The 25,559-nt window shown below is 68.3% G+C and carries 23 protein-coding genes; 16 read left to right on the top strand and 7 right to left on the bottom strand.

The window, feature by feature from the left end; all coding sequences use genetic code 11:
* The 12 genes from OHZ10_RS19335 to OHZ10_RS19280 all read left to right on the top strand — a co-directional run bounded on the left by OHZ10_RS19335 (position 1) and on the right by OHZ10_RS19280 (position 13,374).
* Positions 1–918 (top strand): dihydrodipicolinate synthase family protein, encoded by a 918-nt coding sequence (locus OHZ10_RS19335; protein ID WP_340625509.1) that lies wholly within the window; start codon positions 1–3, stop codon positions 916–918.
* Positions 919–1,044: 126 nt separating this feature from the next.
* Complete coding sequence (locus OHZ10_RS19330) at positions 1,045–2,337, top strand: MFS transporter (RefSeq protein ID WP_174994006.1); 1,293 nt, start codon at positions 1,045–1,047, stop codon at positions 2,335–2,337.
* 43 nt (positions 2,338–2,380) lie between these two features.
* Positions 2,381–3,328 (top strand): YncE family protein, encoded by a 948-nt coding sequence (locus tag OHZ10_RS19325; RefSeq protein WP_256086975.1) that lies wholly within the window; start codon positions 2,381–2,383, stop codon positions 3,326–3,328.
* Between the two features lies 1 nt (position 3,329).
* Positions 3,330–4,298 carry an amidohydrolase family protein gene (locus OHZ10_RS19320; protein ID WP_342705567.1) on the top strand — a complete coding sequence of 323 codons (969 nt, stop codon included), beginning with the start codon at positions 3,330–3,332 and terminating at the stop codon, positions 4,296–4,298.
* A 226-nt stretch (positions 4,299–4,524) separates the two neighbouring features.
* The gene (locus OHZ10_RS19315) at positions 4,525–5,790 is read left to right on the top strand and encodes an ABC transporter substrate-binding protein (protein ID WP_264168222.1); all 1,266 of its coding nucleotides are present in this window, start codon (positions 4,525–4,527) and stop codon (positions 5,788–5,790) included.
* Positions 5,774–6,733: a sugar ABC transporter permease gene (locus OHZ10_RS19310; RefSeq protein ID WP_340625512.1), complete on the top strand. Its 960-nt coding sequence runs from the start codon at positions 5,774–5,776 to the stop codon at positions 6,731–6,733. The genes OHZ10_RS19315 and OHZ10_RS19310 overlap by 17 nt, the downstream gene beginning before the upstream one ends.
* Positions 6,721–7,548 carry a carbohydrate ABC transporter permease gene (locus OHZ10_RS19305; protein ID WP_006482351.1) on the top strand — a complete coding sequence of 276 codons (828 nt, stop codon included), beginning with the start codon at positions 6,721–6,723 and terminating at the stop codon, positions 7,546–7,548. The genes OHZ10_RS19310 and OHZ10_RS19305 overlap by 13 nt, the downstream gene beginning before the upstream one ends.
* A gap of 10 nt (positions 7,549–7,558) precedes the next feature.
* Complete coding sequence (locus OHZ10_RS19300; RefSeq protein WP_174994004.1) at positions 7,559–8,593, top strand: NAD(P)-dependent alcohol dehydrogenase; 1,035 nt, start codon at positions 7,559–7,561, stop codon at positions 8,591–8,593.
* Between the two features lie 3 nt (positions 8,594–8,596).
* Positions 8,597–9,790, top strand: coding sequence for an ABC transporter ATP-binding protein (locus tag OHZ10_RS19295; RefSeq protein ID WP_059238077.1), 1,194 nt, complete (start codon positions 8,597–8,599; stop codon positions 9,788–9,790).
* A gap of 29 nt (positions 9,791–9,819) precedes the next feature.
* Complete coding sequence (locus tag OHZ10_RS19290) at positions 9,820–10,755, top strand: AraC family transcriptional regulator (RefSeq protein ID WP_059238079.1); 936 nt, start codon at positions 9,820–9,822, stop codon at positions 10,753–10,755.
* A complete protein-coding gene (gene xylB / locus OHZ10_RS19285) occupies positions 10,752–12,218 on the top strand; it encodes a xylulokinase (protein ID WP_174994002.1) in 1,467 nt (488 codons plus the stop codon). Before OHZ10_RS19290 ends, xylB begins: the two co-directional genes overlap by 4 nt.
* A 130-nt stretch (positions 12,219–12,348) precedes the next feature.
* Entirely contained in the window at positions 12,349–13,374 is a 1,026-nt protein-coding gene (locus OHZ10_RS19280; RefSeq protein WP_342705566.1) for a MerR family transcriptional regulator, read from the top strand.
* Positions 13,375–13,459: 85 nt separating this feature from the next.
* On the opposite strand, the gene OHZ10_RS19275 is transcribed toward OHZ10_RS19280, so the two are convergent.
* Complete coding sequence (locus tag OHZ10_RS19275) at positions 13,460–14,872, bottom strand: PLP-dependent aminotransferase family protein (RefSeq protein WP_342705565.1); 1,413 nt, start codon at positions 14,870–14,872, stop codon at positions 13,460–13,462.
* A gap of 84 nt (positions 14,873–14,956) precedes the next feature.
* Here OHZ10_RS19275 and OHZ10_RS19270 point away from each other — a divergent pair, with 84 nt between their 5' ends.
* A complete protein-coding gene (locus OHZ10_RS19270; protein ID WP_342705564.1) occupies positions 14,957–15,409 on the top strand; it encodes a GNAT family N-acetyltransferase in 453 nt (150 codons plus the stop codon).
* Positions 15,406–16,020, top strand: coding sequence for an FMN-dependent NADH-azoreductase (locus OHZ10_RS19265; RefSeq protein WP_059238089.1), 615 nt, complete (start codon positions 15,406–15,408; stop codon positions 16,018–16,020). The genes OHZ10_RS19270 and OHZ10_RS19265 overlap by 4 nt, the downstream gene beginning before the upstream one ends.
* A gap of 104 nt (positions 16,021–16,124) precedes the next feature.
* Here the strand turns inward: OHZ10_RS19265 and OHZ10_RS19260 are convergent, their stop codons facing one another.
* The 3 genes from OHZ10_RS19260 to OHZ10_RS19250 form a co-directional block, all read right to left on the bottom strand.
* Complete coding sequence (locus OHZ10_RS19260) at positions 16,125–16,940, bottom strand: alpha/beta hydrolase (RefSeq protein WP_059238090.1); 816 nt, start codon at positions 16,938–16,940, stop codon at positions 16,125–16,127.
* Positions 16,941–16,953: 13 nt separating this feature from the next.
* On the bottom strand, positions 16,954–18,246 hold the full coding sequence (locus OHZ10_RS19255; RefSeq protein WP_174993999.1) for an MASE1 domain-containing protein: 1,293 nt from the start codon (positions 18,244–18,246) through the stop codon (positions 16,954–16,956).
* A 145-nt stretch (positions 18,247–18,391) separates the two neighbouring features.
* The gene (locus OHZ10_RS19250) at positions 18,392–18,892 is read right to left on the bottom strand and encodes a lipocalin-like domain-containing protein (RefSeq protein ID WP_059238094.1); all 501 of its coding nucleotides are present in this window, start codon (positions 18,890–18,892) and stop codon (positions 18,392–18,394) included.
* A 161-nt stretch (positions 18,893–19,053) separates the two neighbouring features.
* On the opposite strand from OHZ10_RS19250, the gene OHZ10_RS19245 reads away from it, so the two are divergent.
* Together OHZ10_RS19245 and OHZ10_RS19240 are read left to right on the top strand one after the other, a co-directional pair.
* A complete protein-coding gene (locus OHZ10_RS19245) occupies positions 19,054–19,932 on the top strand; it encodes a LysR substrate-binding domain-containing protein (RefSeq protein ID WP_174993998.1) in 879 nt (292 codons plus the stop codon).
* 148 nt (positions 19,933–20,080) lie between these two features.
* The gene (locus OHZ10_RS19240) at positions 20,081–20,518 is read left to right on the top strand and encodes a GNAT family N-acetyltransferase (RefSeq protein WP_342705563.1); all 438 of its coding nucleotides are present in this window, start codon (positions 20,081–20,083) and stop codon (positions 20,516–20,518) included.
* 31 nt (positions 20,519–20,549) lie between these two features.
* Here OHZ10_RS19240 and OHZ10_RS19235 read toward each other — a convergent pair whose 3' ends face one another.
* From OHZ10_RS19235 to OHZ10_RS19225, 3 genes are all read right to left on the bottom strand, one after another.
* Positions 20,550–21,380 carry a peptidylprolyl isomerase gene (locus tag OHZ10_RS19235; RefSeq protein ID WP_059238100.1) on the bottom strand — a complete coding sequence of 277 codons (831 nt, stop codon included), beginning with the start codon at positions 21,378–21,380 and terminating at the stop codon, positions 20,550–20,552.
* Positions 21,381–21,660: 280 nt separating this feature from the next.
* Positions 21,661–23,595 carry an SMP-30/gluconolactonase/LRE family protein gene (locus tag OHZ10_RS19230; RefSeq protein ID WP_342705562.1) on the bottom strand — a complete coding sequence of 645 codons (1,935 nt, stop codon included), beginning with the start codon at positions 23,593–23,595 and terminating at the stop codon, positions 21,661–21,663.
* 464 nt (positions 23,596–24,059) lie between these two features.
* Positions 24,060–25,358: a dicarboxylate/amino acid:cation symporter gene (locus OHZ10_RS19225; protein WP_059238104.1), complete on the bottom strand. Its 1,299-nt coding sequence runs from the start codon at positions 25,356–25,358 to the stop codon at positions 24,060–24,062.
* Positions 25,359–25,559 lie beyond the last annotated feature (201 nt).

Below are 25,559 nucleotides of genomic sequence, written 5' to 3'. Positions count from 1 at the left end.
ATGAAAACACGCTACCAGGGCGTTTTTCCGGTCGTACCGACGATCTTCGACGCGCACGGCGCGCTCGATCTCGACGGCCAGCGCCGCTGCCTCGACTTCATGATCGATGCCGGCTCGCACGGCCTCTGCATCCACGCGAACTACTCCGAGCAGTTCGCGCTCGGCGACGACGAACGTGACCTGATCACGCGCACCACGCTCGAGCACGTCGCGGGCCGCGTGCCGGTGATCGTCACGACATCGCACTTCAGCGCGCGGATCTGCGCGGCACGCAACCGGCAGGCGCAGGCGCTCGGCGCGGCGATGGTGATGGTGATGCCGCCGTACCACGGCGCCACGTTCCGCGTGCCCGAAACGCAGGTGCGTGCGTTCTTCCGCGAAGTCGCCGACAACCTCGACATTCCGCTGATGATCCAGGACGCACCGGCGAGCGGCGTCGCGCTGCCGGCGTCGCTGCTCGCGTCGCTCGCACGCGAGCTCGATGCCGTGTCGTACTTCAAGATCGAGACGGCGGGCGCCGCGTCGAAGCTGCGCGAGCTGATCGCGCTCGGCGGCGACGCGATCGAGGGGCCGTGGGACGGCGAGGAAGGCATCACGCTGCTCGCCGATCTCGATGCCGGCGCAACCGGTGCGATGACGGGCGGCGGCTATCCGGACGGGATTCGCCGGATCACCGACGCGTATTTCGCCGGCCGCCGCGACGAAGCCTGCGAGCAGTACGCGCGCTGGCTGCCGCTGATCAACTACGAGAACCGCCAGGCGGGTTTCCTCACCGCGAAGGCGCTGATGAAGGAAGGCGGCGTGATCGCGTGCGACCAGCCGCGCGCGCCGTGGCCCGAGCTGCATCCGCAGGTGCGGGCGGGCCTGCTCGACGCGGCGCGGCGGCTCGACCCGCTCGTGCTGCGCTGGGGGCGCTAATACCGGAAGTACGTGCGGCGCGCGGGCGCCGCGCATCGGCGGCCGGCACCGGCCGGCCCGCCACGGCAAGACAGCGGCCCGTCAGATGGCCGCCGCGGCCGACGACCCAAACTGGATGGAGACGCCATGACCCTGTTGACCCCCGCCACCCCGGCATACGAAGCCGGCGAAGCCATTCCGCGCCGCCGCTGGCTGCGCGTGATTCCGCCGCTGCTGCTCGCCTGCATCATTTCCTACATGGACCGCGTGAACATCGCGTTCGCGATGCCCGGCGGGATGAACGCCGATCTCGGCATGGACGCGACGATGGCCGGGCTCGCCGGCGGCATCTTCTTCTTCGGCTACCTGTTCCTGCAGATTCCCGGCGGCCGGCGCGCGGCGCTCGGCAGCGGCAAGACCTTCATCGCGTGGTCGCTCGTGAGCTGGGCCGTGCTGTCGGTGCTGACCGGTCTCGTCACGCACACCTGGCAACTGCTGGCGCTGCGCTTCATGCTCGGCGTGGCCGAAGGCGGGATGCTGCCCGTCGTGCTGACGATGGTCAGCCACTGGTTCCCCGATCGCGAGCGTGGCCGTGCGAACGCAATGGTCATCATGTTCGTGCCGCTCGCGGGCATGATCACCGCGCCGCTGTCCGGCTTCATCCTCGCCGCGTACGACTGGCGTCACCTGTTCTTCAGCGCGGGCGCACTGTCGCTGCTGTGCCTGGTCGCGTGGATGATGTTCGCCGACGACGGCCCGGAGACCGCGCGCTGGGTGTCGCCCCGCGAGAAGGCATACATCCTCGACGCGCTGCGCGACGAGCAGGAGCGCAAGCGCGCGGCCGGCACGCCGGCGGCCGCGTCGTTCGGCGAGATGCTGCGCAACCCGACGATCTGGCTGCTCATCGCGATCAACTTCTGCTATCAGGTCGGCATCTACGGCTATACGATGTGGTTGCCGACCCTGCTGAAAAACCTCACGCACAGCGGGATGGGCAAGATCGGCCTGCTCGCGATGCTGCCGTATGTCGCGATGGTGATCGGGATGTTCGTCACGTCGTATTGGTCTGACCGGACCGGCAAGCGCCGCCTGTTCGTGCTGCTGCCGCTCGTCGGCTTCGCCGCGTGCCTCGCGCTGTCGGTGCTCACGCACGGGTCGATGGCCGTGTCGTTCACGTTCCTGATCGGCTGCGGCTTCTTCCTGCAGGCGGCCGCCGGCGTGTTCTGGGCGATTCCGCCGAAGCTCTGCAGCGTCGAGACGGCCGGCAGTGCGCGCGGCCTGATCAACGCGCTCGGCAATCTCGGCGGCTTCTGCGGCCCGTATGCGGTGGGCGTGCTGACCCAGCACGTGAGCGCGGCGGCCGGCGTCTACAGCCTCGCGGTCACGCTCGCGGTGGCCGGCCTGCTCGCGATGACGCTGCCGAAGCGCTGCGAGGACTGACCCCGGATACGCGGGACTGCGAACGACATGACGGAGACTCACCATGAACGACATCCTGTTGCTGGTGCAGAAATGCGCCCACACCTTCAGCTTCTACGACCTCGACACGAAAGCGCCGCTCAAGCACATCGTGCTGCCCAACTTCCCGCACGAATTCACCGTGGATGTGAACGAGCGTCACGCGTACGTCGGCATCTTCGGGATCGAAACCGCGTGGTCGCGCGGCCATGAAGGCGATCACCGGATCGCCGAGATCGACCTCGTCGAGCGCACGCACACGCGCATGCTCGACCTGTGGCCGTACTACCGGCCGCACGGGATGGCGGCCGACCGCGACGGCCGGCTGTACGCGATGAGCGAGGCACACGACATGCTGCTCGTATTCGACGAGCCGACGCGGCAGCCGGTGCCGAACATGGCCGTGCCGTCCGGCGGCGTGAAGACGCACCTCGTGACGCTCACGCGCGACGCGAGCCGCGCCTACGGCGTGCACCTGCTGTCGAACACGGTCACGCAGTTCCATCCGCGCGACGCGACGGTCGCGCCGCGCGCGGTGATGCCCGGCCCGCGCCCCGAGGGCAATGCGCTGTCGGGCGACGAGCGCACGCTGTTCGTCGCGAATCGCGGCGACGACACGCTGGTCGAGATCGACACGGAAACGATGACCTGCGGCCGCCGCGTGAAAACACGCAGCGATCCGAACCGCATCTACCGGACGAGCGCGCCGGACGGCCGCGACCTGCTGCTGCTGACCAATTCGGGCGAACGGTCGATCTCGGTGTTCGATGCGCGGCAGCTCGAGGAGATCGAGCGCATCGCGCTGCCCGCGAACCCGACCGCACTGTCGTTCCATCCGTCGCGGCGCGTCGCGTACGTGTCGTTCCAGGACGACTACGTGCGCGAACTCGATCTCGATACGTGGCGCTTCGTCGGTGCGCTGGCGACGCTACGCGAGCCCGATGCGTCGTACGTGCTCGCCGGCGCGCGCTGACATGCACGACGGTTCGTCGCCCGACGACATCGACGGCCTGCCCGATGCGCTCGTCGATGCGCATCACCACCTGTGGCAGCTCGATGCGGGTGCGCACTACCCGTGGCTGCAGGCGCAATACGATCCGGCGCGCTTCATGTTCGGCGACTACGCGGCGCTGTGCCGCAACTTCGGCGTCGACGAATTCCGGCACGCGGCGCAACACGCGCCGATCGTCGCCAGCGTGCACGTCGAGGCCGAGCGCGCGCACGACGAGGCGCTGGCCGAAACGCGCTGGCTGCACGACGTCGCCGCCGCGCACGGGCTGCCGTCGGCCGTCGTCGCGTGGGTCGACGTGCTGGCCGGCGACGTAGACGAACGGCTCGCCGAACAGGCCGCGTGGCCGCGCGTGCGCGGCGTGCGCTTCAAGCCGCGCACCGCGGCCACGCCGGATGCGTCGATCGACGGGCCCGGCACGCTGCATGACCCGCGCTGGCCGGCCGCACTCGAGCACCTCGCCGCGCACGGCCTGAGCTGGGACCTGCGCGTGCCGTTCTGGCATCTCGGCGAAGCGGCCGCGCTGCTTGCCGGCGCCCCCGACGTCGACGTCGTGCTCGAACACGCGGGCCTGCCGTGGGACCGCTCGGCAGCCGGGCTCGCGCGCTGGCGCAGCGGCATGGAAGCGCTCGCCGCGTTGCCACGCGTCACCGTGAAGATCTCCGAACTCGGCCTGCGCGACGCGGCGTGGAACGACGCCGACAACGCGCGGATCGTCCGCGACACGATCGCGATCTTCGGCTGGCAGCGCTGCCTGTTCGCGAGCAATTTCCCGGTGGCCGGGCTGCGCGTGACCTATCCCGTGCTGCTGCGCACGTTCGCCCGCGCGATTGCGCGTCTCGACGACACCGCGCGCCGTGCGATCTGGCACGACAACGCGCTGCGCGTCTACCGGATCGCGCCCGACGCGCCGCACCGGCCGGCGCGCGGCTAGCGCCCCGCCTTCCCCTCCCTTCCCCTCCCCTCCTGTCGGTCGGGCGGCGCACCACGCCACGCGCCCGACCGACACATTTTGTGCATCGCACGACCGACCCTGAGCAAAAAGTATCGGTTCGCGTTTTCTTTTGATGTGGTGCCCGCATCGCCGCCGTCACACCATGAGTCCTGCCGTCATCGACGGTATTCGAACAAGCAGAATCAAGGAGACACGGGTGAACAAGATGCGAATCGTCGCAGCCGGCTTGCTGCTCGGCGCCTGTCTGCCGGGCGTCGCGGCCGCGCAAACCTGCAAGGTGCCGACCCTTCGGGTGCTCGCGCAGAAGAGTCTCGGCCTGTCGGTGATGGAGAAGTCGCTGGCCGACTACGAGAAGAAAAGCGGGACCAAGGTCGAGATCAGCTATTTCGGTGAGAACGACCGCCGCGCGAAATCGCGGCTCGACGCGTCGACCGGCGCGGGTTCCTACCAGATCTACTACGTCGACGAAGCGAACGTCGCCGAATTCGCGTCGGCCAACTGGATCGTGCCGCTTCTCAAGTACTACCCGAAGGATTACGACTACGACGACTTCCTGCCCGGCCGCCGTGCGGTCGCGAGCTACAACGGCGTCGCGTACTTCGCGCCGCTGATCGGCGGCGGCGACTTCCTGTTCTACCGCCGCGACCTGCTCGACGCCGCGCACATCCCGGTGCCGAAGACGCTCGACCAGCTCGTCGCCGCGATCAAGAAGCTCAACGCGCCGCCGAAGCTGTACGGCTGGGTCGCGCGCGGCCAGCGCGGCTCGGGGATGAACGTGTGGCGCTGGTCGCCGTTCATGCTCGGGATGGGCGGCGCCTGGACCGACAAGGGCGGCCAGCCTGCGTTCAACTCGCCGGCCGCCGTGAAGGCCACGCAGCTCTACAGCGACCTGTTCAAGTACGCGCCGCCGGGCGCCGCGACCTACGACTGGAGCAACGCGCTCGAAGCGTTCCGCTCGGGCAAGGTCGCGTTCATGATCGAATCGACGCCGTTCGCGGACTGGATGGAGGATGCGAGCAAGTCGAGCGTGGCCGGCAAGGTCGGCTACACGCGGCCGCCCGCGCCGCTGCCGTCGGCCGCGTACGGCCACGGCTTCGCGATCTCGGCGGTCGGCGCGAAGGACGACTGCACGCGGATGGCCGCCGGCCGCTTCATCGCCTGGGCGACCAGCAAGGACCAGGAGCAGGCGCGGCTGCGCAGCGGCGTGTTCAGCGACTACAACCGCACGAGCACGATCAACAGCCCGTACTTCAAGCAGCACGTCGCGCCGCAGATCCAGGCCGGGCTGAACGACACCAACCCCGTCACGCAGGTGACGATCTGGCGCACGCCGCAGTGGCCGGATATCGGCGACAACCTCGGCATCGCGCTCGAACAGGTGTTCACCGGCACGCAGGCGGACCCGCGCGGCACGCTCGACGACGCGACCCAGTACGCGAAGGATGCGCTCGAACATGGCGCTCGCAAATGACGGCGCCGGCGGACGCGCGCTCGGCGTCCGCCCGGCCCCATCCACACCGTCGGCCCGGCGCGGCCGCGCGCGCCGCGACCGCACGAGCCTGCCGTGGGTATTCCTCGCGCCGACGCTCGCGCTGCTCGCGGTCCTGAGCCTCGTCCCGACCGTCGCCGCGATCAACCTCGCATTGCGCAACCGCGTGCTGCGCTACCCGGACAGCGAATACGTCGGCCTGCGCAACTTCATCCGGCTCGCGTCGGACCGCCGCTTCCTGAACGCGATCGAGGTGTCGGTGCTGTGGGAAGTCGTCACGGTCGCCGGCGCGGTGCTGGTCGGCATCGCGCTCGCCGTGTTCCTGTTCGAGCGCGTGCACGGCCGCTGGCGCCGCTTCGCGTCGCTGGTGCTGATCATGCCGGTGCTGCTGCCGCGCGTGTCGGCCGCGTTCATCTGGAAGTTCATGTACGCGCCGCTCACCGGGATCCTGAGCTGGCTGCTCGGCACGCTCGGTGTCGGGAACACCGCCTTCCTCGCCGATCCGCATCTCGCGCTGTACGCGGTCGCGCTCGTCGACGTGTGGCAATGGGGGCTGTTCTTCGCGGTCGTGATCCTGAAGCTGCTGGAGACGCTGCCGCCCGAGCCGCTCGAAGCCGCGCGGCTCGACTACGCGACGACGTGGCAGGTGCATGCGTACATCGCGCTGCCGATGCTGAAGGCGCCGCTCGTGAGCCTCGTGTTCATCAAGATGGTCGAGTCGCTGCGTTCGTTCGACCTGATCTACGTGATGACCAAGGGCGGCCCCGGCATCGCGACCGAGACACTCGATCTCTATGCGTACCAGCAGGGCATCGGCCTCGCCGGCAAGGTGTCATATGCGTCCGGCATGGCCGTGCTGATGATGGTCGCGACCACGCTCGTCTTCACGCTCATCTGGAAGAGGGTCAACAAATGGGACGACTGATGGCCCGCCGCGGCCCCGCCGCCGTTTCCACCGTCGCGATCGCCGGCGCGATCCTGCTGGTCGCCGCGTTTCCGCTGTTCTGGGCCGTGCTCAATTCGCTCAAGCACCTGCTCGACATCGTCACGCCGACCCCGCGCTTCTTCTTCACGCCGACGCTCGCGAACTACGAGCAGGTGCTGTCGAGCCCCGAGGTGCTGATCGGGCTCGGCAACAGCATCGCGATCGTCGGCGCGGCCGTGCTGATCGGCGCGGTGCTCGGCGTGCCGGCCGCGTATGCGATCGCGCGCTACCCGGTGCGCGGCAAGCGCGACATCCAGTTCTTCCTGCTGTCGCTGCGCTTCCTGCCGCCCGTCGCGGTCGCGCTGCCGCTGATCGCGATCTGGGTCGACCTCGGGCTGTACGACACCAAGCTGTCGATGATCGTCACGTACCTGCTCGTCACGCTGTCGACCATCACGTGGCTGTCGATCCCCGTGTTCCGCCGGCTGCCGCGCGAGATCGAGGAAGCCGCCGCGCTCGACGGCTACGGCCCGTATGCGGTGTTCTGGCATATCGCGCTGCCGGTGTGCGCGAGCACGCTGCTCGGCGGCATCGTGTTCAGCTTCGTGCTGGTCTGGAACGAACTGATGATCGCGCTCGCGCTGACGTCGTCGCGCAGCGCGACGCTGCCGGTGGTCGCATCCGCGTTCACGTCGCTCGGCCAGGAAGTGCCGTGGGGCGTGATCAACGCGTCGACGGTGCTGCTCGCGCTCCCGCCGCTCGTGTTCGTCGGCATGCTGAGCCGCCTGCTCAATTCGATGGTCAAGGGAAAATAAGGAGGATGTGTTGAAAGCGCTCGTACTCGAACGCACGCGCGAGCTCGCGCTGCGCGACATCGACCTGCCGCAGGAGGTCGGCCCCGGCGACGTCCGGATCAAGGTCCATACGGTTGGCGTCTGCGGCAGCGACGTGCATTACTACGTTCATGGCGGCATCGGCCCGTTCCGTGTCGATGCGCCGATGGTGCTCGGCCACGAAGCCTCCGGCACCGTCGTCGAGACCGGCGCCGGCGTCACGCACCTGCGCGTCGGCGATCGCGTGTGCATGGAGCCCGGCGTGCCGCGCTTCGATTCGCCCGCGACACTGCGCGGGCTCTACAACCTCGATCCCGACGTGCGCTTCTGGGCAACGCCTCCCATCCACGGCTGCCTGACGCCGTTCGTCGTGCATCCGGCCGCGTTCACGTACCGTCTGCCCGACAACGTGTCGTTCGCCGAAGGCGCGATCGTCGAGCCGCTGTCGATCGGCCTGCAGGCCGCAAAGAAGGCGGCGATGAAGCCAGGCGACCTCGCGGTCGTGATCGGCGCCGGCACGATCGGCGCGATGACGGCGCTCGCCGCGCTCGCCGGCGGCGCCGCGCGCGTGATCCTCGCCGACGTCGTGCCCGACAAGCTCGCGCTGTTTGGCGACAACCCGGCCGTCACGACCGTCGACGTGCGCACGCGGCCGCTCGCCGATGCGGTAGCCGACGCCTCCGGTGGCTGGGGCGCGGACGTCGTGTTCGAGGCGAGCGGCAGCGCGAACGCGTATGCGGGCCTCGTCGACCTGATGTGCCCGGGCGGCTGCGCGGTGCTGATCGGCATGCCGGTCGAGCCCGTACCGCTCGATGTGGTCGCGCTGCAGGCGAAGGAAGGCCGCATCGAATCGGTGTTCCGCTACGCGAACATTTTCCCGCGCGCGCTTGCGCTGATCGCGTCCGGCGCGATCGACGTGAAGCCGTTCATCTCGCGCACGTTCCCGTTCTCCGAAGGCGTGCGCGCGTTCGAGGAAGCGGCGAGCGGCCAGCCGCGCGACGTCAAGATTCAGATCGAAATGGATTGAGCCATGGCCCAGATCACCTGCAAGGCTTTGTCGAAGCACTACGACGGCGGCCCCGCCGTGCTGCACCCGCTCGACCTCGAGATCGCCGACGGCGAATTCATCGTGCTGCTCGGCCCGTCCGGCTGCGGCAAGTCGACGATGCTGCGGATGATCGCGGGCCTCGAGGCGATCACCGGCGGCGAGCTCGTGATCGGCGATGCCGTCGTCAACGACCTGCCGTCGCGCGAGCGCAATGTCGCGATGGTGTTCCAGAACTACGCGCTGTACCCGCACATGACGGTGTACGACAACATCGCGTTCGGCCTGCGGCGCCTGAAGGTGCCGGCCGGCGAGATCGACCGCCGCGTGCGCGACGTCGCGCGCATCCTGAGCCTCGACGCGCTGCTCGACCGCCGTCCGCGCGCGATGTCGGGCGGCCAGCAGCAGCGCGCGGCGATCGCCCGCGCGATGATCAAGACGCCGGCCGTGTTCCTGTTCGACGAGCCGTTGTCGAATCTCGACGCGAAGCTGCGCACGCAGCTGCGCGGCGACATCAAGCGGCTGCACCGGCAGTTGAAGACGACCACGCTGTACGTCACGCACGACCAGCTCGAAGCGATGACACTCGCGGACCGCGTCGTGCTGATGCGCGGCGGCCACATCGAGCAGATCGGTACGCCGGCCGAACTGTATGGCCGGCCGCATACCGTGTTCGCCGCCGGGTTCGTCGGCACGCCCGCGATGAACTTCGCCGACGGCACGATCGAGCGCCTCGGCGCGAACCTGCTGCTCGACTGCAACGGCGCGCGCTGGCCGCTCGCGTCGTCGCGCTTCGCGGGGCTGCAGGACGGCCAGCACGTGAAGGCCGCGATCCGGCCGAACCACCTGCGGCTCGTCGCCGAAGGCGATCCGGCCCCCGGCACGCTCGCGCTGACCGGCACCGTGGAGCTCGTCGAGCTGCTCGGCGCCGAGGCGCTCGTCACGCTGGACTGGCGCGGCCAGCCGTGCGCGGCCCTCGTGCCGGCCCCGATGGCCCCCACGCCGGGCGCCGTGGTAGCGTTGCGCTTCGACGAAGAAGCCCTGCATCTGTTCGACGCCGGCACCGAGCGCAACGTCACGCTGCCGGACGCGAACCCGATCGCGCAGGCGGCGCCGCCGGCGGCCGCAACGCGCGCCACGCCGCCGGCCGCGACGGGCTGGTCGATGTCCCGTTCGTAGCACGCCGGCACGCCCCGACGGAGCACACGATGAACCCGGATCTCGAGATCGTTCCCACCCACCGCGACGAGTCGTTCCGCGCGTGGGTCCACGACTACCCGCATTCGGTCGCGAAGTGGCACTTTCATCCCGAGTACGAGATTCATCTGATCCAGGCGTCGCACGGCAAGGTGTTCGTCGGCGACCACATCGGCGATTTCGGCCCCGGCAACCTGATCGTCACGGGGCCGAACCTGCCGCACAACTGGGTCAGCGAGCTTGCCGACGGCGAACGCGTGTCGTCGCGCGACGTCGTGCTGCAGTTCTCGCGCGATGCGATCGAGAAGATGGTCGGCGCGTTCAGCGAGCTGCAGCCGGTGATCGACCTGATCGACGACGCGGCGCGCGGCGTGCAGTTTCCGGACCGCGTCGGCGCAGAGGTCGCGCCGCTGATGCTCGAACTCGCGAACGCGCACGGCTGCCGGCGCGTCGAGATCCTGATGTCGCTGTTCGACCGGCTGTCGTCGTGCCGCGAGCGGCGCGTGCTCGCGGGCCCCGGCTACCGCAGCGACGCGCAGCACTACATGTCGTCGACCATCAACCAGGTGCTGTCGTACCTGCAGCAGAACCTGCCCGGCATGCTGCGCGAGACCGACGTCGCCGCGTTCGCCGGCATGAGCGTCAGCACCTTCACGCGGTTCTTCCGCCGCCACACCGGCTCGTCGTTCGTGCGCTACCTGAACCGCCTGCGCATCAACGAGGCGTGCGAGCTGCTGATGTTTTCCGACCTGACGGTGACCGACATCTGCTACCGGGTTGGCTTCAACAACCTGTCGAACTTCAACCGTCAGTTTCTCGCGATGAAGCAGGTGCCGCCGTCGCGGTTCCGCGCGCTGCACCGGCTCAACGAACCCCATGGCCGCGACGACGCGCCGCCCCCGCGACGCGCGCCGCCGCGCGCCCCAGACAGGACGCTTCATACGTGACATTTCTCGGCATCGATCTCGGCACGTCCGAGGTCAAGGTACTCCTCACCGATTCCCGTTCGGTGCCTCTCGCGACCGGCTCGGCCACGCTGTCGATCAGCCGCCCGCATCCGCACTGGTCCGAACAAAGCCCGCAGGCGTGGTGGCACGCGATGCTCGACGCGATCGCATCGGTGCGCGCCGCGCACCCGGCCGGCTTTGCCGCGCTGCAAGGCATCGCGCTGTCCGGGCAGATGCACGGCGCGACGCTGATCGATCGCGCGGACCAGGTGTTGCGCCCCGCGATCCTGTGGAACGACACGCGCGCGGGCACCGAATGCGTCGAGCTCGAGGCGCTGGTGCCGGAATCGCGCGCGATCACCGGCAACATGGCGATGCCCGGCTTCACCGCGCCGAAGCTGCTGTGGCTCGCGAAATACGAGCCGGCCGTGTTCCGCGCGGTGCACAAGGTGCTGCTGCCGAAGGATTACCTGATCTGGCGCCTGTCCGGCGAATTCGTGTCCGACCTGTCCGACGCGTCGGGCACGCTGTGGCTCGACTGCGCGCGCCGCGACTGGTCCGACCGGATGCTCGCCGCGACCGAGCTGTCGCGCGCGCAGATGCCGCGCCTCGTCGAAGGCAATGCGCCCGCCGCACAGCTGCGCGACACGCTGCGGCGCGAATGGGGCATCGCGGGGCCCGTGACGATCGCCGGCGGGGCCGGCGACAACGCGGCCTCCGCGATCGGCATGGGCGTGACGGGCGCCGGCAGCGGCTTCCTGTCGCTCGGCACGTCCGGCGTGCTGTTCGCCGGCAACGACCGTTTCGCGCCGAACCCGGACGCCGCCGTGCACGCGTTCTGCCACTGCATCGAAGGGCGCTGGCACCAGATGAGCGTGATCCTGTCGGCCGCCGCGAGCCTCGACTGGCTCGCGCGGGCACACGGCACGACCGCCGCTGTGCTGGCCGCGCGCGCCGAACGCGCGGAGCCGGCCCGCGCGCCGCTGTTCCTGCCGTATCTCGGCGGCGAGCGCACGCCGCACAACGACGCGCATGCGCGCGGCGTGTTCTTCGGGCTGTCCAACGAACACGATGCGTACGACCTCGCGTATGCGGTGATGGAAGGCGTCGCGTTCGCGATGGCCGACGGCTACGACGCGCTGCGCGCGGCCGGCACGACGCTCGACGCGGTGTCGTTCATCGGCGGCGGATCGAAAAGCGCGTTCTGGGCGCGGCTGTGCGCGAATGCGACCGGGCTCACGATGCAGCGCCACGCGGACGGCGCGGTCGGTGCAGCACTCGGCGCCGCGCGTCTGGCGCGACTCGCTGCGACGGACGACTCGCTCGCGGACGTCTGTGTCGCGCCGCCGGTGACGGAGACGGTCGCGCCCGATGCGGCGTCGGTCGATCTGCTGGCCGGCCGGCTCGCGCGGTACCGGCGGTTGTATCACGCGCTGCGGGACGAGTTCGCGGCCGCCGACTGAGCAGCGGGGCGTGGTGCGTCGCCGTCATGCCCGCATCGCGGCCGGCCGAAACATGCGGAAACCCGCTTGACCCGGCCCCTGGGATCGCCTTTATGCTGACCGCAACGAATCGACGACCCGGGGGCGACCCATGAGCAACGTCACGCGCGGCCTGAGCGCATCGGAAGCCGCGACACGGCTCGGCGTATCGATCAAGGCGCTGCGGCTGTACGAGCGGCAAGGGCTGGTCACGCCCGGGCGCACGGTGTCCGGATACCGGGCCTACGGCCCCGACGATCTGGCGCGTGCCGCCGAAATCGCGGCGTTGCGCGCGCTCGGCCTGAGCCTTGCCCAGGTCGCGAGCGTGCTGGATGGCGACGCCGGCAGCCTGAACGACGCGTTGGCGACGCATGAAGCGGCGCTCGAGCGCGGCATCCGGGATCTGGTCGGCAAGGTCGGCAAGGTTCGCGCCATCCGTGCCGATCTCGCACGCGGCCGAATGCCCAACGACGGCGAATTGACCCGCCTGCTCGACCCCGCGGCCGCCGGCGTTGCGTTCAGCCTCCCCTGGCCGTGGAACGGCGAATGGTTCGAGTGTCGCGATATCCGTCCGTTGAACTACATCATCGGTTCGCTGGGGAGCGGCAAGACGCGGCTCGCGCTTCGGCTGGCCGACGCGCTGCCCGGCGCCGCGTTCATCGGGCTGGACCGGCTGGAGGACGACGGCGCGGCGGCATTCGCCGCGTTGCAGGCCGATCCGGTGCTGAAGGCGCGCGTCGGGCGCACGTCGGCCTGGCTCGCGGGCGAAGGCGCCACGCCGTCTCCGGCGCTGACCGCGCTGCTCGCCGGCCTCGAGGCGGACGGCGCCGGCGCCCGGGTCGTGGACATGATCGAACAGGATCTCGACCAGTCGACGCAGGCGGCGCTGATCGCATGCCTTCGCCAGCGCGCCAGGGCCGGCGGCATGCGGCCGCTGTTCCTGCTGACCCGCTCGTCGGCCATGCTGGATCTGTCGGCCGTCGGCCCCGACGAAGCGATCATTCTGTGTCCCGCCAACCATAGCCCACCGGCTCGCGTCGCACCGTACCCCGGCGCCCCCGGCTACGAAGCCGTGGCCACCTGTCTTGCATCGCCCGCGACCCGCGCACGGATCGCACGGCGGCCGGAGGCCGGGTAACGGCATCGCTCCGGCCCGGCATCACGGTGGGCGATGACCCGCATGCGCGGCCCGGGCGGCCGGCACGTTGCCGGCCACGCGCGGTTCACGCGCGAATGAGCCGGTGCAGGCGTCGAACCAGGGTCAAGGCCTGCTGCGCCGAGGCCAGGTTCGTGAAGCCGAGCAGCATGCCGGACGGCGTCCGGCCGCCCGGGCTCCAGCCGCTCAGCGGCTGGATGGACAAACCGTGCAGGTCGGCCATGCGTGCGACGGCGCAATCGTCGACTGCCGCGCGCCAGTACGCCACGACATGCAGGCCGCCCGCGCGGGGCGGAATGTGCAGCGCGTCGCCGAAGACCTTGACCAGTGCATCGATCAGCCACGTGCGGCGGGTTGCGTACAGCGCACGCATTTTCTTCAGGTGGCGCGCGAAGTGCCCGTGTTCCATGAAGTCGGCGACGACGGACTGCATCAGCATCTGGCCGCTGCCGCCGAGCCAGCCGGCGGTTTCGCGAAAGGCATCGACCTGCTCCTCGGGCACGACGAGATAGCCCAGTCGCAAGCCCGGATACAGCACCTTGCTGAACGAGCCGGTGTAAAGCACGCGGCGATGGCGATCCAGGCTTTTGAGCGCGGGCAGCGGGCGACCGTCGTACCGGAACTCGCTGTCGTAGTCGTCCTCGACGATCCAGGCCCGCTGCCGGCGGGCCCAGTCGAGCAATGCCAGGCGTCTCGGCAGCGACAGCGCGATACCGAGCGGGCTTTGATGGGTCGGGGTCACCACGGCGAAACGCGCATCGGCCGCACGGCGTCGCCCCGCTTCCACGCACAAGCCGTCGTCGTCGACCGGAACGGACACGAGCCGCATGCCCGCGTGCTCGAGCAGGCGGCGTGCGTGGATGTAACCGGGATCCTCGAACCAACCGGTATCGCCAGGGCGCAGCAGGGTCCGGCAGATCAGGTCCAGTGCGCCGCGATACCCCGCGGTGACGAAGATCTGCCCGGCGGAGCAGTCGATGCCGCGCGACACACCGAGATAGGCGGACAGCGCGCGCCTCAGCGCGTCGTGACCTTGGGGCGGCGCGTAGTCCAGCGACGGTGTCGCCATCGCCCGCACATGACGCCCGGTCAGCCGAATCCAGGGCATGCGCGGAAATGCATCGAGCGCGGGAATGCCCATCTGAAACGGCTTCGGCCCGCTCGCCGCCGGATCGCCGTGCGGCGCTTCGTCCGGCCGGGGCGCGGCGGCGCGCGGCTGCCGGCCATCCGGCAGCTGCGGTGAAACGACGGTACCGGCCGGCCCGCGTGCGACCAGGTACCCTTCGCCGATGAGGATCTGATAGGCCGCTTCGACCGTGCCGCGTGCCAGATTCAGTTCGCCGGCCAGGCCCCGTACCGACGGCACGCGATTGCCCGGCGCAAGCCTGCCCGTCTCGATTGCATCGCGGATGCGCCCGTACAGCTGCCGGTAGACCGGCATGTCGAGATGGCGGTCCGGGATCAGGTCGTCGAAGTTCATGTCCCAGTCGAATAGTCACTTTTTGCCCCTTCAGGATAAGCCATCCGGTTTGTAAAGTAACGGCGTTACCGTGGAGCCATCGTGATGCAAGAAATTCATTTGAAACGAGCCGTGACGGATGAGGATTACCGGTCGGCACTCGACGTGATGCGCGAGCTGCGCCCCCACCTGACCGATGCCGATGCGTTCGTGCGGCAGATGCGCCGCCAGGCCGAACAAGGTTATGTGCTGCTGACCGCGCGGCACGCCACCCCGGACGGTGCGGTCGTCGCGCTGGCGGGATACCGTCACCTCGAAAACACGCTGTACGGCCGCTTCGTCTACGTCGACGACCTGGTCGCGACCGGGCACGCGCGCGGCCAGCGGCTGGGCGAGCGGCTGCTCGATGCGGTGCGCGACGACGCGCGGCAACACGGCTGCATGCACCTGGTACTCGATACCGGGCTGTCCAATGCGCTCGCGCAGCGTTTCTATTTCCGCCAGGGGCTGCTGTCCCGCGGCATGCATTTCAGCCAGTCTCTGCAGGCGCTCGGATGAACCACCTTCTTTTTGTCGATGCCAGCCCGCATGGAAGCGATTCGCTGGGCGCGCGCCTCGCATGCGAAGCCATCGCGCAATGGCAGACGGCCCGCCCCCATGCACGTGTCGTGTCGCGCAGCCTCGGTGAACCCGGGTTGCCTTCGCTGTCGACCGCCTATGCGCACGCACTGGTCGCGAGACAACCGGATTCCGATCCCGCGCTGGCGTGCTCCGAACAACTGATCGCGGAAGTGGAACACAGCGGCGGCGTGTTGATCAGCACGCCGATGCACAATTTCACGGTACCCGCCGCGCTGAAGTTGTGGATCGATTACGTGCTGCGCATCGGCCGCACGTTCAGGGCCACGCCGGAAGGCAAGTTCGGCCTGCTCGCCGATCGGCCCGTGCTCGTGCTGGTGCGCTCCGGCGGCATCTGCACGGGGCCGGCGGCACGGCAGCCCGATTTCCTGACGCCGTACCTGAAGCAGGTGCTGGCCGTCATCGGCCTGTCGACGGTCGATTTCATCTACCTTGAAGGCATTGCGCCGGACGACGCAGCGATCGACGCGGTACGCGGCCAGCTGGCCGCATCGGCGCTGCTGGCTCGACGCGCGACGGCAACGGCATGAATGCGCCCCGGCGCTCGCATGCATGAGCCGATGCGTACCGGGGGCGGCGGATGTCGGGCGTCCCGGGCCGGGCGCTTCGGCGTCCCGAGCCGGGCGCTTCGGCGTCACGGTTCCAGCCGCCCCATCCTGCGCGCCATCGCCTGGCTCACCGCATGCACGGGATCGAACCCGAAGAATTCGAGCACGTGCCGCGCGACGTCGTCGCGATCGTTGTCCGCGCAGATCATGTGATAGCTGTTCTCCAGCACGATCCCGCGCGCATCGGGCATCTTCTCCAGCAGGAAATCGGCCGAGCGCAGGCTCGTCAGTTCATCCTCGCGTGCATGCAGCACGAGCGTCGGGCACGGCGTGCCGGCCGCGGCGTCGAGCGCCCAGTCGCGCATCCGGTCGACCTGCCGCACGCAGGCAAGCGGCACCCACGCATAGTGGAAACTGTCCTGCCGCTCGAACTTCTTCTTCACGATCGCGCGGATCGTCGCGTTCTTGATGCCGAACGGATCGCCTTCCTCGACGCGCATTCGCTCCGCCACTCCGGGCACGCGGTACAGCACGTGCCGCAGCGACCGGTACCACGGTGTCGACCAGCCGTCGATGAACATCGGCGTGGCCAGCAACGCGAGCCGGCCGCGCGCATGCTGCACGCGATGGCACAGCAGCAGCGCGACCAGCGAGCCCATGCACATGCCCGCGACATGCAGCGTGTCGTACTCGCGCTCCAGCGCGCGATATTGTTCGGTCACCGCGTCGAGCCACGCCTCCGCGCGCACGCCGGCCAGATCCTCGGGGCGCGTGCCGTGCCCGGGCAGCGTGATCATGTGCGTGTCGGCGCCCGCGCGCCGCATCGCCTTGTGCAGCGAACCGAGATCGTATTGCGTGCCGCCGAGCCCGTGGATCAGCAGGACGCCCGTGCGGCCTGTCATGACGCGTGCCCGCTCATTCGTCCGCCGGCCATACGCGTTCGATCTGCCAGACGCCCGCGACCACCGTCACGTCGACGTTCGAATCGAGCAGCGGTGCGCCGTGGTCGGTGATCGTCTGCGTGCCGCCGTCGCGCAGCACGATGCGCAGCGACAGCGATGCGCGATCCTCGCCCGCGATCTCCGCGTTCCAGTAGTCGCTCAGCGCCTCGCGGTCGCCCGGCTGCACGCGTTCGAGCACGAGCGGCACGCTCGCGATCTGCGAAGCATCGACGCCGACGCCGAACACGCGCTCGACGTCGCCGCTCCAGTCGATCCGGCCCGACTCCGGATCGAGCACGTACGCGATCTGGCCGGCGCTCGCGAGTGCGAGCTCCATGTTGTTCTGCAGGACCGCCGCATGCTCGTGCACGCGTTCGCGCGTCGTCTTCAGCGTGCTGACCGTCAGCACCAGCAGCGACGCGACCGCCAGATAGAGCTGCGCTTCGAGCAGCGCGCTGCCATAGTGCTCGTGGAACGACGAGAACGGGCCGTCGCCCTGCGCGGTCTGCTCGATCACGATCAGCGCGAGCACCAGCACCGACGACGAGCCCACGCGGCCGCCGAGCAGCAGCGTGACCGCGACGGTCAGGAACAGCGGGATATACGTGAGCGCGAAGCCGGCGCCCGTGCCGAATTTCCGCGACGTGTCGCCGTCGAAGATCACCAGCGCGACGACCGCGAGCAGCACGAACGCGACGATGCCGAGCACCAGGTCGAAGCGTTCGTGGTCGCCCGAGCGGTGCGCACGGAAGCGCGACCACGATGCGAGCACCGGCGTGACCAGCAGCACGCCGACGAAATCGGACGCCGCCCACACCGACCACACGTCGAAGAACGGCGCGCCCTTGACCGTCGTGTACCACGCCGCGCCGCCGACCGCGCCGACGACGCCCGCGATCATCCCGGCGAGGATCACCGAGCGCAGGAAGTACAGCCCTTCGAGCGAGAAGCGCACGCGCTGCACGAGCCAGACCGCGAGCGCAGCCGCGCCGACCTCGTCGACCGTGAACAGCACCGCGTTGACGAGGCTGCCGTGTTCGATCGTGGTCAGCGCGAGCTGGCCGACGAGGAACGCGCCGGCCAGCGTCAGCCAGTCGCGCACCGGCCGCAGCATGAACGCGCCGACCGTCACGCCGGCCGGCAGCCAGATGTAGCCCGTCAGCCGGACGGGGCCGTTGAACTCGTGCGAGATGTAACCGGTCGCGAGATACAGCGCCGCCCAGAGCAGCGCGGCGACGAGCCCCGGCCGCGATCGTTTGGTGTCCATCGAGAATCCCTGTGTGCCGCGCCTGCGGCCTGCAGGTGCGCGATGTGCGAATGATATGCGGACGCGGCGGGCGGGGGAATACCGGCGGGCGCAACGCCGGCCGCGCTCGCGGCCGTTTGCGGCTGGCTTCGGATCTCCGTCCGTCTCAATCGACTCGCCGCCACACCGAAATCGGTATGTCTCCGTTGGGCCGCGGTGGAACGCGATAGCTCAATTCGCCCTCTTTCAATTGATAGCTGCGCGTTTGCGTCTGCCCGACCCAGTTCGGATAGGACGCGTTGACGATGTGAAACGCCAGCGTGTGCTCCGCGGGATCGACGGTCAGGGTGCCGTAATGGGTGCTGGACCCGAGCACGGCTGTACGGAATTCATCCGGCGTGCCGGTCGCCTTGTCGTTCGAAGCGAAACGCAGGCGTTCGGACTTGAAGATCTGCAGCGAGTAGTTCCCGTGCGGGTCGATCAGCAGCAGGCCTTTCGGATCCGCACCGTAGTCGCGGCCGATCGTGCCGTCGGGATGCTGAACGTCCGCCGCGACCAAGGTCCAGGTCCCCGCGAGCGACGGTGCGGCCGATGCGCCGCCGGGAACCATCGATGCGGCCAGCAACATGCCGGGGAAGCCTTGACGGAATATCGAGCCGATTTTCATTCGCAGTCCTTGTCGGAAAGAAGGGAAGAAACGTCACGGGAATCCGCAGTGGCGTAGGCGCGCATCCCCGTCAACCGCAATGAACGGTTCGCTTGATCGTAGCGGGGAGAATGTGCAATAAATACGATAATTTGAAACTGACTTATAAGAAAAACCGAATCATGACGCTCCCGAATCTCGACATGGATGCGCTGCGCACGCTGATCGCCGCGGACCGGCTCGGCAGCCTCAACCGCGCCGCCGACCGGATCGGCCGTTCGCAGTCGGCGGTCAGTCAGCAGATGCGCAAGCTCGAAACACAGATCGGCCAGCCGCTGTTTCGCCGGCAGGGGCGCGGCCTCGTGCCGACCGACGCCGGCGAACTGATGCTGTCCTATGCCCGCCGTATCCTCGAACTGAACGACGAAGCGGTGAGTGCCATCCGTGGCTCGGCAATCGAAGGCGCCGTGCGATTCGGGTTGCCCGGCGACTTCGCCGAATCGTGGCTGCCGGTCGCGCTCGGCCAGTTCAAGCGCACCCACCCAGGCGTGCGGGTCGACATCGTCGTCGACGGCAACGGCGCACTGCTGGAGCGGCTCGACGGCGGCGAACTCGACCTCGTTCTCGCAATGGGCCGGGGCCATCGCGCCGACGCCGAACGCCTGGTCACGCTGCCGATGGTGTGGATCGGGCCGTCCGGTGTCGACGTGCGCCCGCGCGCCGGCGCCTCGCTCGATCTCGCGTTGTACAAGCCGCCGTGCCTGTTCCGCAAGGCCGGGACCGAAGCGCTCGACAAGGCCGGCATCCCGTGGCGGCTCGCTTACACGACCGGCAGCCTGCAAAGCCTGTGGGCCGGCGTCGCGGGCGGACTGGGCATTACGCCGAGAACGATGGTCGGTGTGCCGTCGGCGCTGCGACGGCTTGGCGAGCGCGACGGCCTCCCGCCGTTGCCGCCCGTCGACGTGTGCCTCCACGGCGCGAGCGGCAATGCCCCCTCCGCACTCGCCAGCCTGAAACGCGTCGTGATCGACAACCTGACTGCCAATCTTGGCGACGCATGATCGACATCCGGCACGCCCATCGGGCAGGACGATCGGGTATGTGCCGCACATTCCGTTGCCCTGCCTTTGACCGGCTTCCCGCAATCGGGAATCATGCGCGGCGGGGAGCCACTTACCGCTCCCCATCCCGAATGCACGAGTCCGCACCATGACACACGCGATCAGCCTGCGCACCGCCTCCGACACCGACCTCCCCTTCCTGCTGACGCTCCGTCGACTGACGATGACCGAGCACCTGCAGCGCGTCGGCGCGCCGACCGACGACGCAGCGCACGACCAGCGCATCCGCGCGCACTTCGACGATGCGATGATCGTCTGCGAAGGCGCTGCCGCCATCGGCCTGCTGAAGGTGACGCGTGCCGCCGGCGAATGGCACGTCCATCAGATCCAGATCCTCCCCGCGCACCAGGGCCGCGGCATCGGCGAGGCCGTGCTGAACGCGTTGCTGGCCGACGCCGCGCGCGAGCACGTGCCGGTATCGCTCAGCGTGCTGCACGGCAACCCGGCGCGCCGGCTCTACGAACGGCTGGGCTTCCGGCTCGCGTCGGAAACCGGCACGAGCGCGAGCATGATCTGGCGCGCGTGACGCGCGCCATTGCAATGCCGCCGCATGACGATTACTGCGTGATCTTCGCGTCCTTCAGCAGATTGCCGATCATCTGCGCGCTCGCCTTCTCGACCGCGATCGCCTGCAGCTGCTGCTGAAGCCCCGGCTTCGCGGCCTCGAAACCCGGCACCTGCGTCGGCCGCTTCGCATCCAGCTTCACGATCGCCCGCACGCCGTCGACCGGAATCGAATCCTTCGTCACCGCGCCGGCGGTCAGCTTCTCGAGCGCCTGCGCGACCGGCAGCGGCAACCCGCCCGTCTTGCCTTCCGCAGCGGGCGTATTGAAGCTCACCCACGGCAGTTCGCCGCCGCTGTCGCGGCTCGGCGCCATGCTGTACTGCCGCGCCAGCCCGTCGAACGACTTGCCCGCTTTCAGCTCGCTCAGCACGGTCGCAGCCGTCACCGGATCCTTGACGACGATCACGCGCGGCTTGTATTCGCTCTTGCCGAGCGTCGCGACGAGTGCGTCGTAGCGCGCCTTCACCTGCTCGTCGGTCACCGGCTCGGGCTTCACGTTGTCGCGCAGGTACAGCTGCACCTCGGCCGTCACCTTCGCCTGCTGTACCGCCGCCTTGACCTCGGGCTTGTCGCCGTAGTTCGCCTTCTCGGCCGCCTGCTGCACCAGCAAGCGCGTGATCAGCTGGTTCTTGATCGCCTGGCGAACCTGCGGCGAGTCGGGCTGCCCGGACGCGCGCAGCAGCGTATCGACGTCGGCCTGCGTGATTGGCGTGCCGTTGACCGTCGCGACGGTCGCCGCCGTCTGCGCGTGGACAGGACCGCTCAATGCGCCTGCGAGCGCGGCAATCAGCAACAGGCGGTTCGGTGTCGTTTTCATCTTCATCGTTTCGTCACTTCGAGCATGGAAAGCGCGGCACGGGGTGGCCGCGCCCGTTCATCGTGCACACCTGCACACGCAGCGTCTGCGTGTGCCGCTGTCATTGTGCACGGAACGGCATTTCCGCGTCGGGAGGTTGGGGAGAGGCCGCGCAACGCGGCACGGCGCGCATTGTGCGCGCCGTTCATTGCATTCGTGTTGTGCAGCAATCCCGCGAGAACGCCCCGATTGCCGTCATGACTTCGCGAGTACGGCCGCCAGCCGAAGCGGCCGCGCGTTCAGCGGCTCAGGGCGTCCACCGGTACACGGTGATGCTGTTCCCTTTCACGTTGTTCTTCATCACCACGTACTCGCCATTCGACCGGCGGTACGCGCGGATGCTGTACATCGCGTCGATTGCGCTGCTGGTATCGACGGTCGCGGGGCTTGCATTGACCAGCGTGGCGTCGAGATTGCCGGTGGTGAGGTTGAACGCGTCGACGTTCGGCCACAGCGGCCCGCTGCTGCTGAACCAGTAGCCGACGAACAGATGATTGCCCACCGCGTCGATCGATTTCGCGCCGCTGTGCGGCAGCGTGATCACCGGATCGGGCTTCGTTGTGTTGCCGGCGCTCCAGCCGTGATACACCTCGATGCGCGTGCCGATCGACGTCCAGTCGTTGCTGCCGGCCGCCCCTTGCGCGAGCACCATCGTGTCGCTGTCCGCGAGATAGACGATGCGCGTCAGCGGCACGATGCTGGCCGGAATGCGGGTCGCGACGCCCGGCCCCCACGACGGCTTGCCGTTCGCGTCGAAGCCGCTCAGCGGGTAATGCGTGATCGCACCGGTCTTGTCGAGGCCGGTCCACACGCCCCCCTTGCTGTCGAGGCTGAAGCCGCTCGTCACGCGTTGCGTCGTGTTGAACGCGGGGCCCGGAATCGATCCGTCCGGAATCGCGATATAGCCGTTCGCCGCGTTGAAATGGTAGAAGTAGAAGACCGGCGGATTCTGGCCGGCCGCGACGAGGATCCGGTTCGCGCCCACTGACGTGAGCAGCCCGAAGTGTTCGTCGCGCTGCGTATCGCTCATGTTGATGCGCGGGTCCGACGGGTAGGCGAACGGGTCGACGGTGTTCGCGACGAACTTGCCGCCCGCGGTACCGCTGTACACGTGCGTGCCGCCGTAGAACAGCGCGCCGTCCGTGACGGGGTCCGGCGCGGCGATGCCTTCGAAGTTCAGCGACTGCAGCGTGTAGCGCAGGCTCCCCGTGCTGCTGTACGCATGAATGTCGGTCGCGCCGTTGCGGCCGAGATCCCAGCTGCCGCCCCACGGGTTGTTGAGCACGTAGAGGTTGCCGCCGGTGTCCTTGCCGATCCCGACGATGCGCGTGAAGCGCTGCGCGCCGACCTGCCCCTTGATGCCCGTCGTCGTGTCGAGATAGCCGCCGCGCACACCGAACGTGCCGGCCAGCGCGGGGCGGCCCGCTATCGAATAACGCTTGATGTTCTGGTCGGGGCCTTCGTCGCCCACCAGCAGCTGGGCGGCCGCCGCATCGACATACAGCGCCGACGGCTGCGAGCCGGCCGGCATCCGGATCGTGTTCAGCAACGCACCGGCCGGGCTGAAGCCGACGATCGAGCCCGCCGCCTTCTGCGCGACCCACACGTTGCCCGCGCCATCCACCGCGAGTGCGCCCGGCGCCGGCACGTCGATGTCGCGCTGCCACACGCCGTCGGTGGTGAACACGCGCACGCGATTGCCGTAGAAGTCGCTGGCATAGAGCAGCGAGCCGGCCGTCGCGAGCCCGGTGACGACATCGATGCGCGGCTGGTTGGTCGCCGCGCTGATCTGGATCACGCGGTCGCGATACTTCGTCGCGCGGTTGTAGCGTCCCACCGCACCGCTGCCGTACGTCTTGCCAGGCTGCAGCGCGACGAACAGCGACGTCGCGTTGCCGGTGATCGCGCTGCCCTGGAATTCCGAATGCGTGCCGATCGAGCCGATGCTCTTGCCGTTCTGGTAGATCGCGACGCCGCCTTCATCCTCGTCCCACATCGACGCCGTGTAGATCACGCCTTCGGGCGCGACCCACATCGCGCGCGCGACGTTGCCGACGTGCGCCGCGAGCGTGCCGTACGTATTCGCCAGCCAGTCGGTGGTATTGCCTGCATGAGTCGCCGGCGCAATTGCGGCGATCGCTGCGGCAAGAAGCGCAGCCTGGATTCGTTTACTGGCGACCATGACGGATGCGCTCCTGAATGAGGCAAACATTCACATGAGGGATCGGGCCGGCCAGATGGCTTGAAATCCGCAATGCGGAACTTCTTCCCCTGAATCATCTGGCGCAGTCGGTATTACGTACGGCATGCCTTCGATAATGAGCAGGGCGAGAATAGCGTTATATAAATCGAAAAAAATTGCGAATCGCACGCTTGCGGCAAGCGCGACTGCGCAACAGTGAATGTTCACTTGCGCGCCGGAACGGGAATGGAGAAAGTCGGGCGTTCGCCTGCGGGAATATCGCCGCTTGTCCAGCGACGACAGATTGAAACGGCGGACGCTTTTACCGGAAAATCGGAACAGGCCGCCGCATACGGCGCAAAGTCATTGCACAAAGCAAATCGCCGGCCTGAATCCGTATCGAATCCAGGCCGGCGATCGTCATGGACGCCGGGGCAGGCAACGCGTCGCCGCGTTGCCGCGCATCATGCCGATGTCTCCCGTACTTTCACGTCGGCAACCGTGCCGCCGTCCGACTCGTTGTCATCGCGCGGATCACCGAGCTGCCCTTCCCACTTCGCGACCACGGCCGCCGCGATCGAGTTGCCGACCGCGTTGGTGGCCGAGCGCCCCATGTCGAGGAACATGTCGACGCCCATGATCAGCAGCAACCCGGCCTCGGGCATGTTGAACTGGTTCAGCGTCGCGGCGATCACGACCAGCGACGCGCGCGGCACGCCGGCCATCCCCTTCGACGTCACCATCAGCATCAGCAGCATCGTGATCTGCGTGCCGAGCGGCAGATGGATCCCGTACACCTGCGCGATGAACAGCACCGCGAACGTGCAATACATCATCGAACCGTCGAGGTTGAACGAGTAACCGATCGGCAGCACGAAGCTCGAGATCTTGCGGTTCACGCCGAAGCGGTCGAGCGCATCCAGCAGCTTCGGATACGCGGCCTCGGAGCTCGCCGTCGCGAACGACAGCAGGAACGGCTCGCGGATCAGCCGGATCAGCGTGAACGCACGCTTGCCGAGGAACGTCACGCCGGCGAGCGTCAGTACGCCCCACAGCAGCGCGAGCGCCAGATAGAAGCTCGCCATGAACTTCGCGAACGTCAGCAGGATGCCGAGCCCTTCGGTCGTGATCGTCGACGCAAGCGCCGCGAAGACCGCGATCGGCGCAAACCACATCACCGCGCCCGTCACCTTCAGCATCACCTGCGCGAGATCCTCGATCACGCCGGTCAGGCGCTTGCCCGCATCGCCCAGCGCGGACAGCGCGGTGCCGAAGAAGATCGAAAACACGACGATCTGCAGGATTTCATTGTTCGCCATCGCCTCTGCGATCGACTTCGGCACCAGATGGACCACGAAATCCTTCAGCGTGAAGGCGCCCGTCTTCAGGTTGAGCGCCGCATCGGAAGGCGGCAGCGGCAGGCTCAGGTGGCTGCCCGGCTGCAGGATCGTCGCGGTCAGCAGACCGAGCAGCAGCGACGTGAACGATGCGATGAAGAACCAGCCGAACGCCTTGACGCCCACGCGGCCCACCGCGCTGCCGTCGCCCATCTGCGCAATGCCGACGGTCAGCGTCGCGAATACCAGCGGCGCAATGATCATCTTGATCAGTCGCAGGAACACGTCGGACAGCAACGACACGTAGCCGGCGACTTCCTTCGCCATTTTCGGGTCGGGAAACGCGCTATGGCATGCGTAACCCACGGCGATACCAAGAATCATCGCGACAACGATGTACTTGGTAATGTTGTGCTTCTTCTTCATTAGTAATCCAAATTACAAAACGTATGTTGCTAACGGCTGGCAAATCATTCGCGTCCGGCTGCGAATCGGAACCTGTGTCGCCGCGCGGGCGACGCGTCCGCTTTGGCGGTCTCTGGCGGTCGCCTGGGCGGACAAGGGGGGGCATTCTAACGCAAATGGCGCACCGGCTTTCAAATCTGAAAGCGGCGCCGGTTGATTTGC

The organism is Burkholderia arboris (genome assembly GCF_038723655.1).
GTDB classification, from domain to species: domain Bacteria; phylum Pseudomonadota; class Gammaproteobacteria; order Burkholderiales; family Burkholderiaceae; genus Burkholderia; species Burkholderia arboris.
The sequence above is the reverse complement of the archived record's forward strand: the minus strand, read 5'-3'. Positions and strand labels throughout refer to the sequence as shown.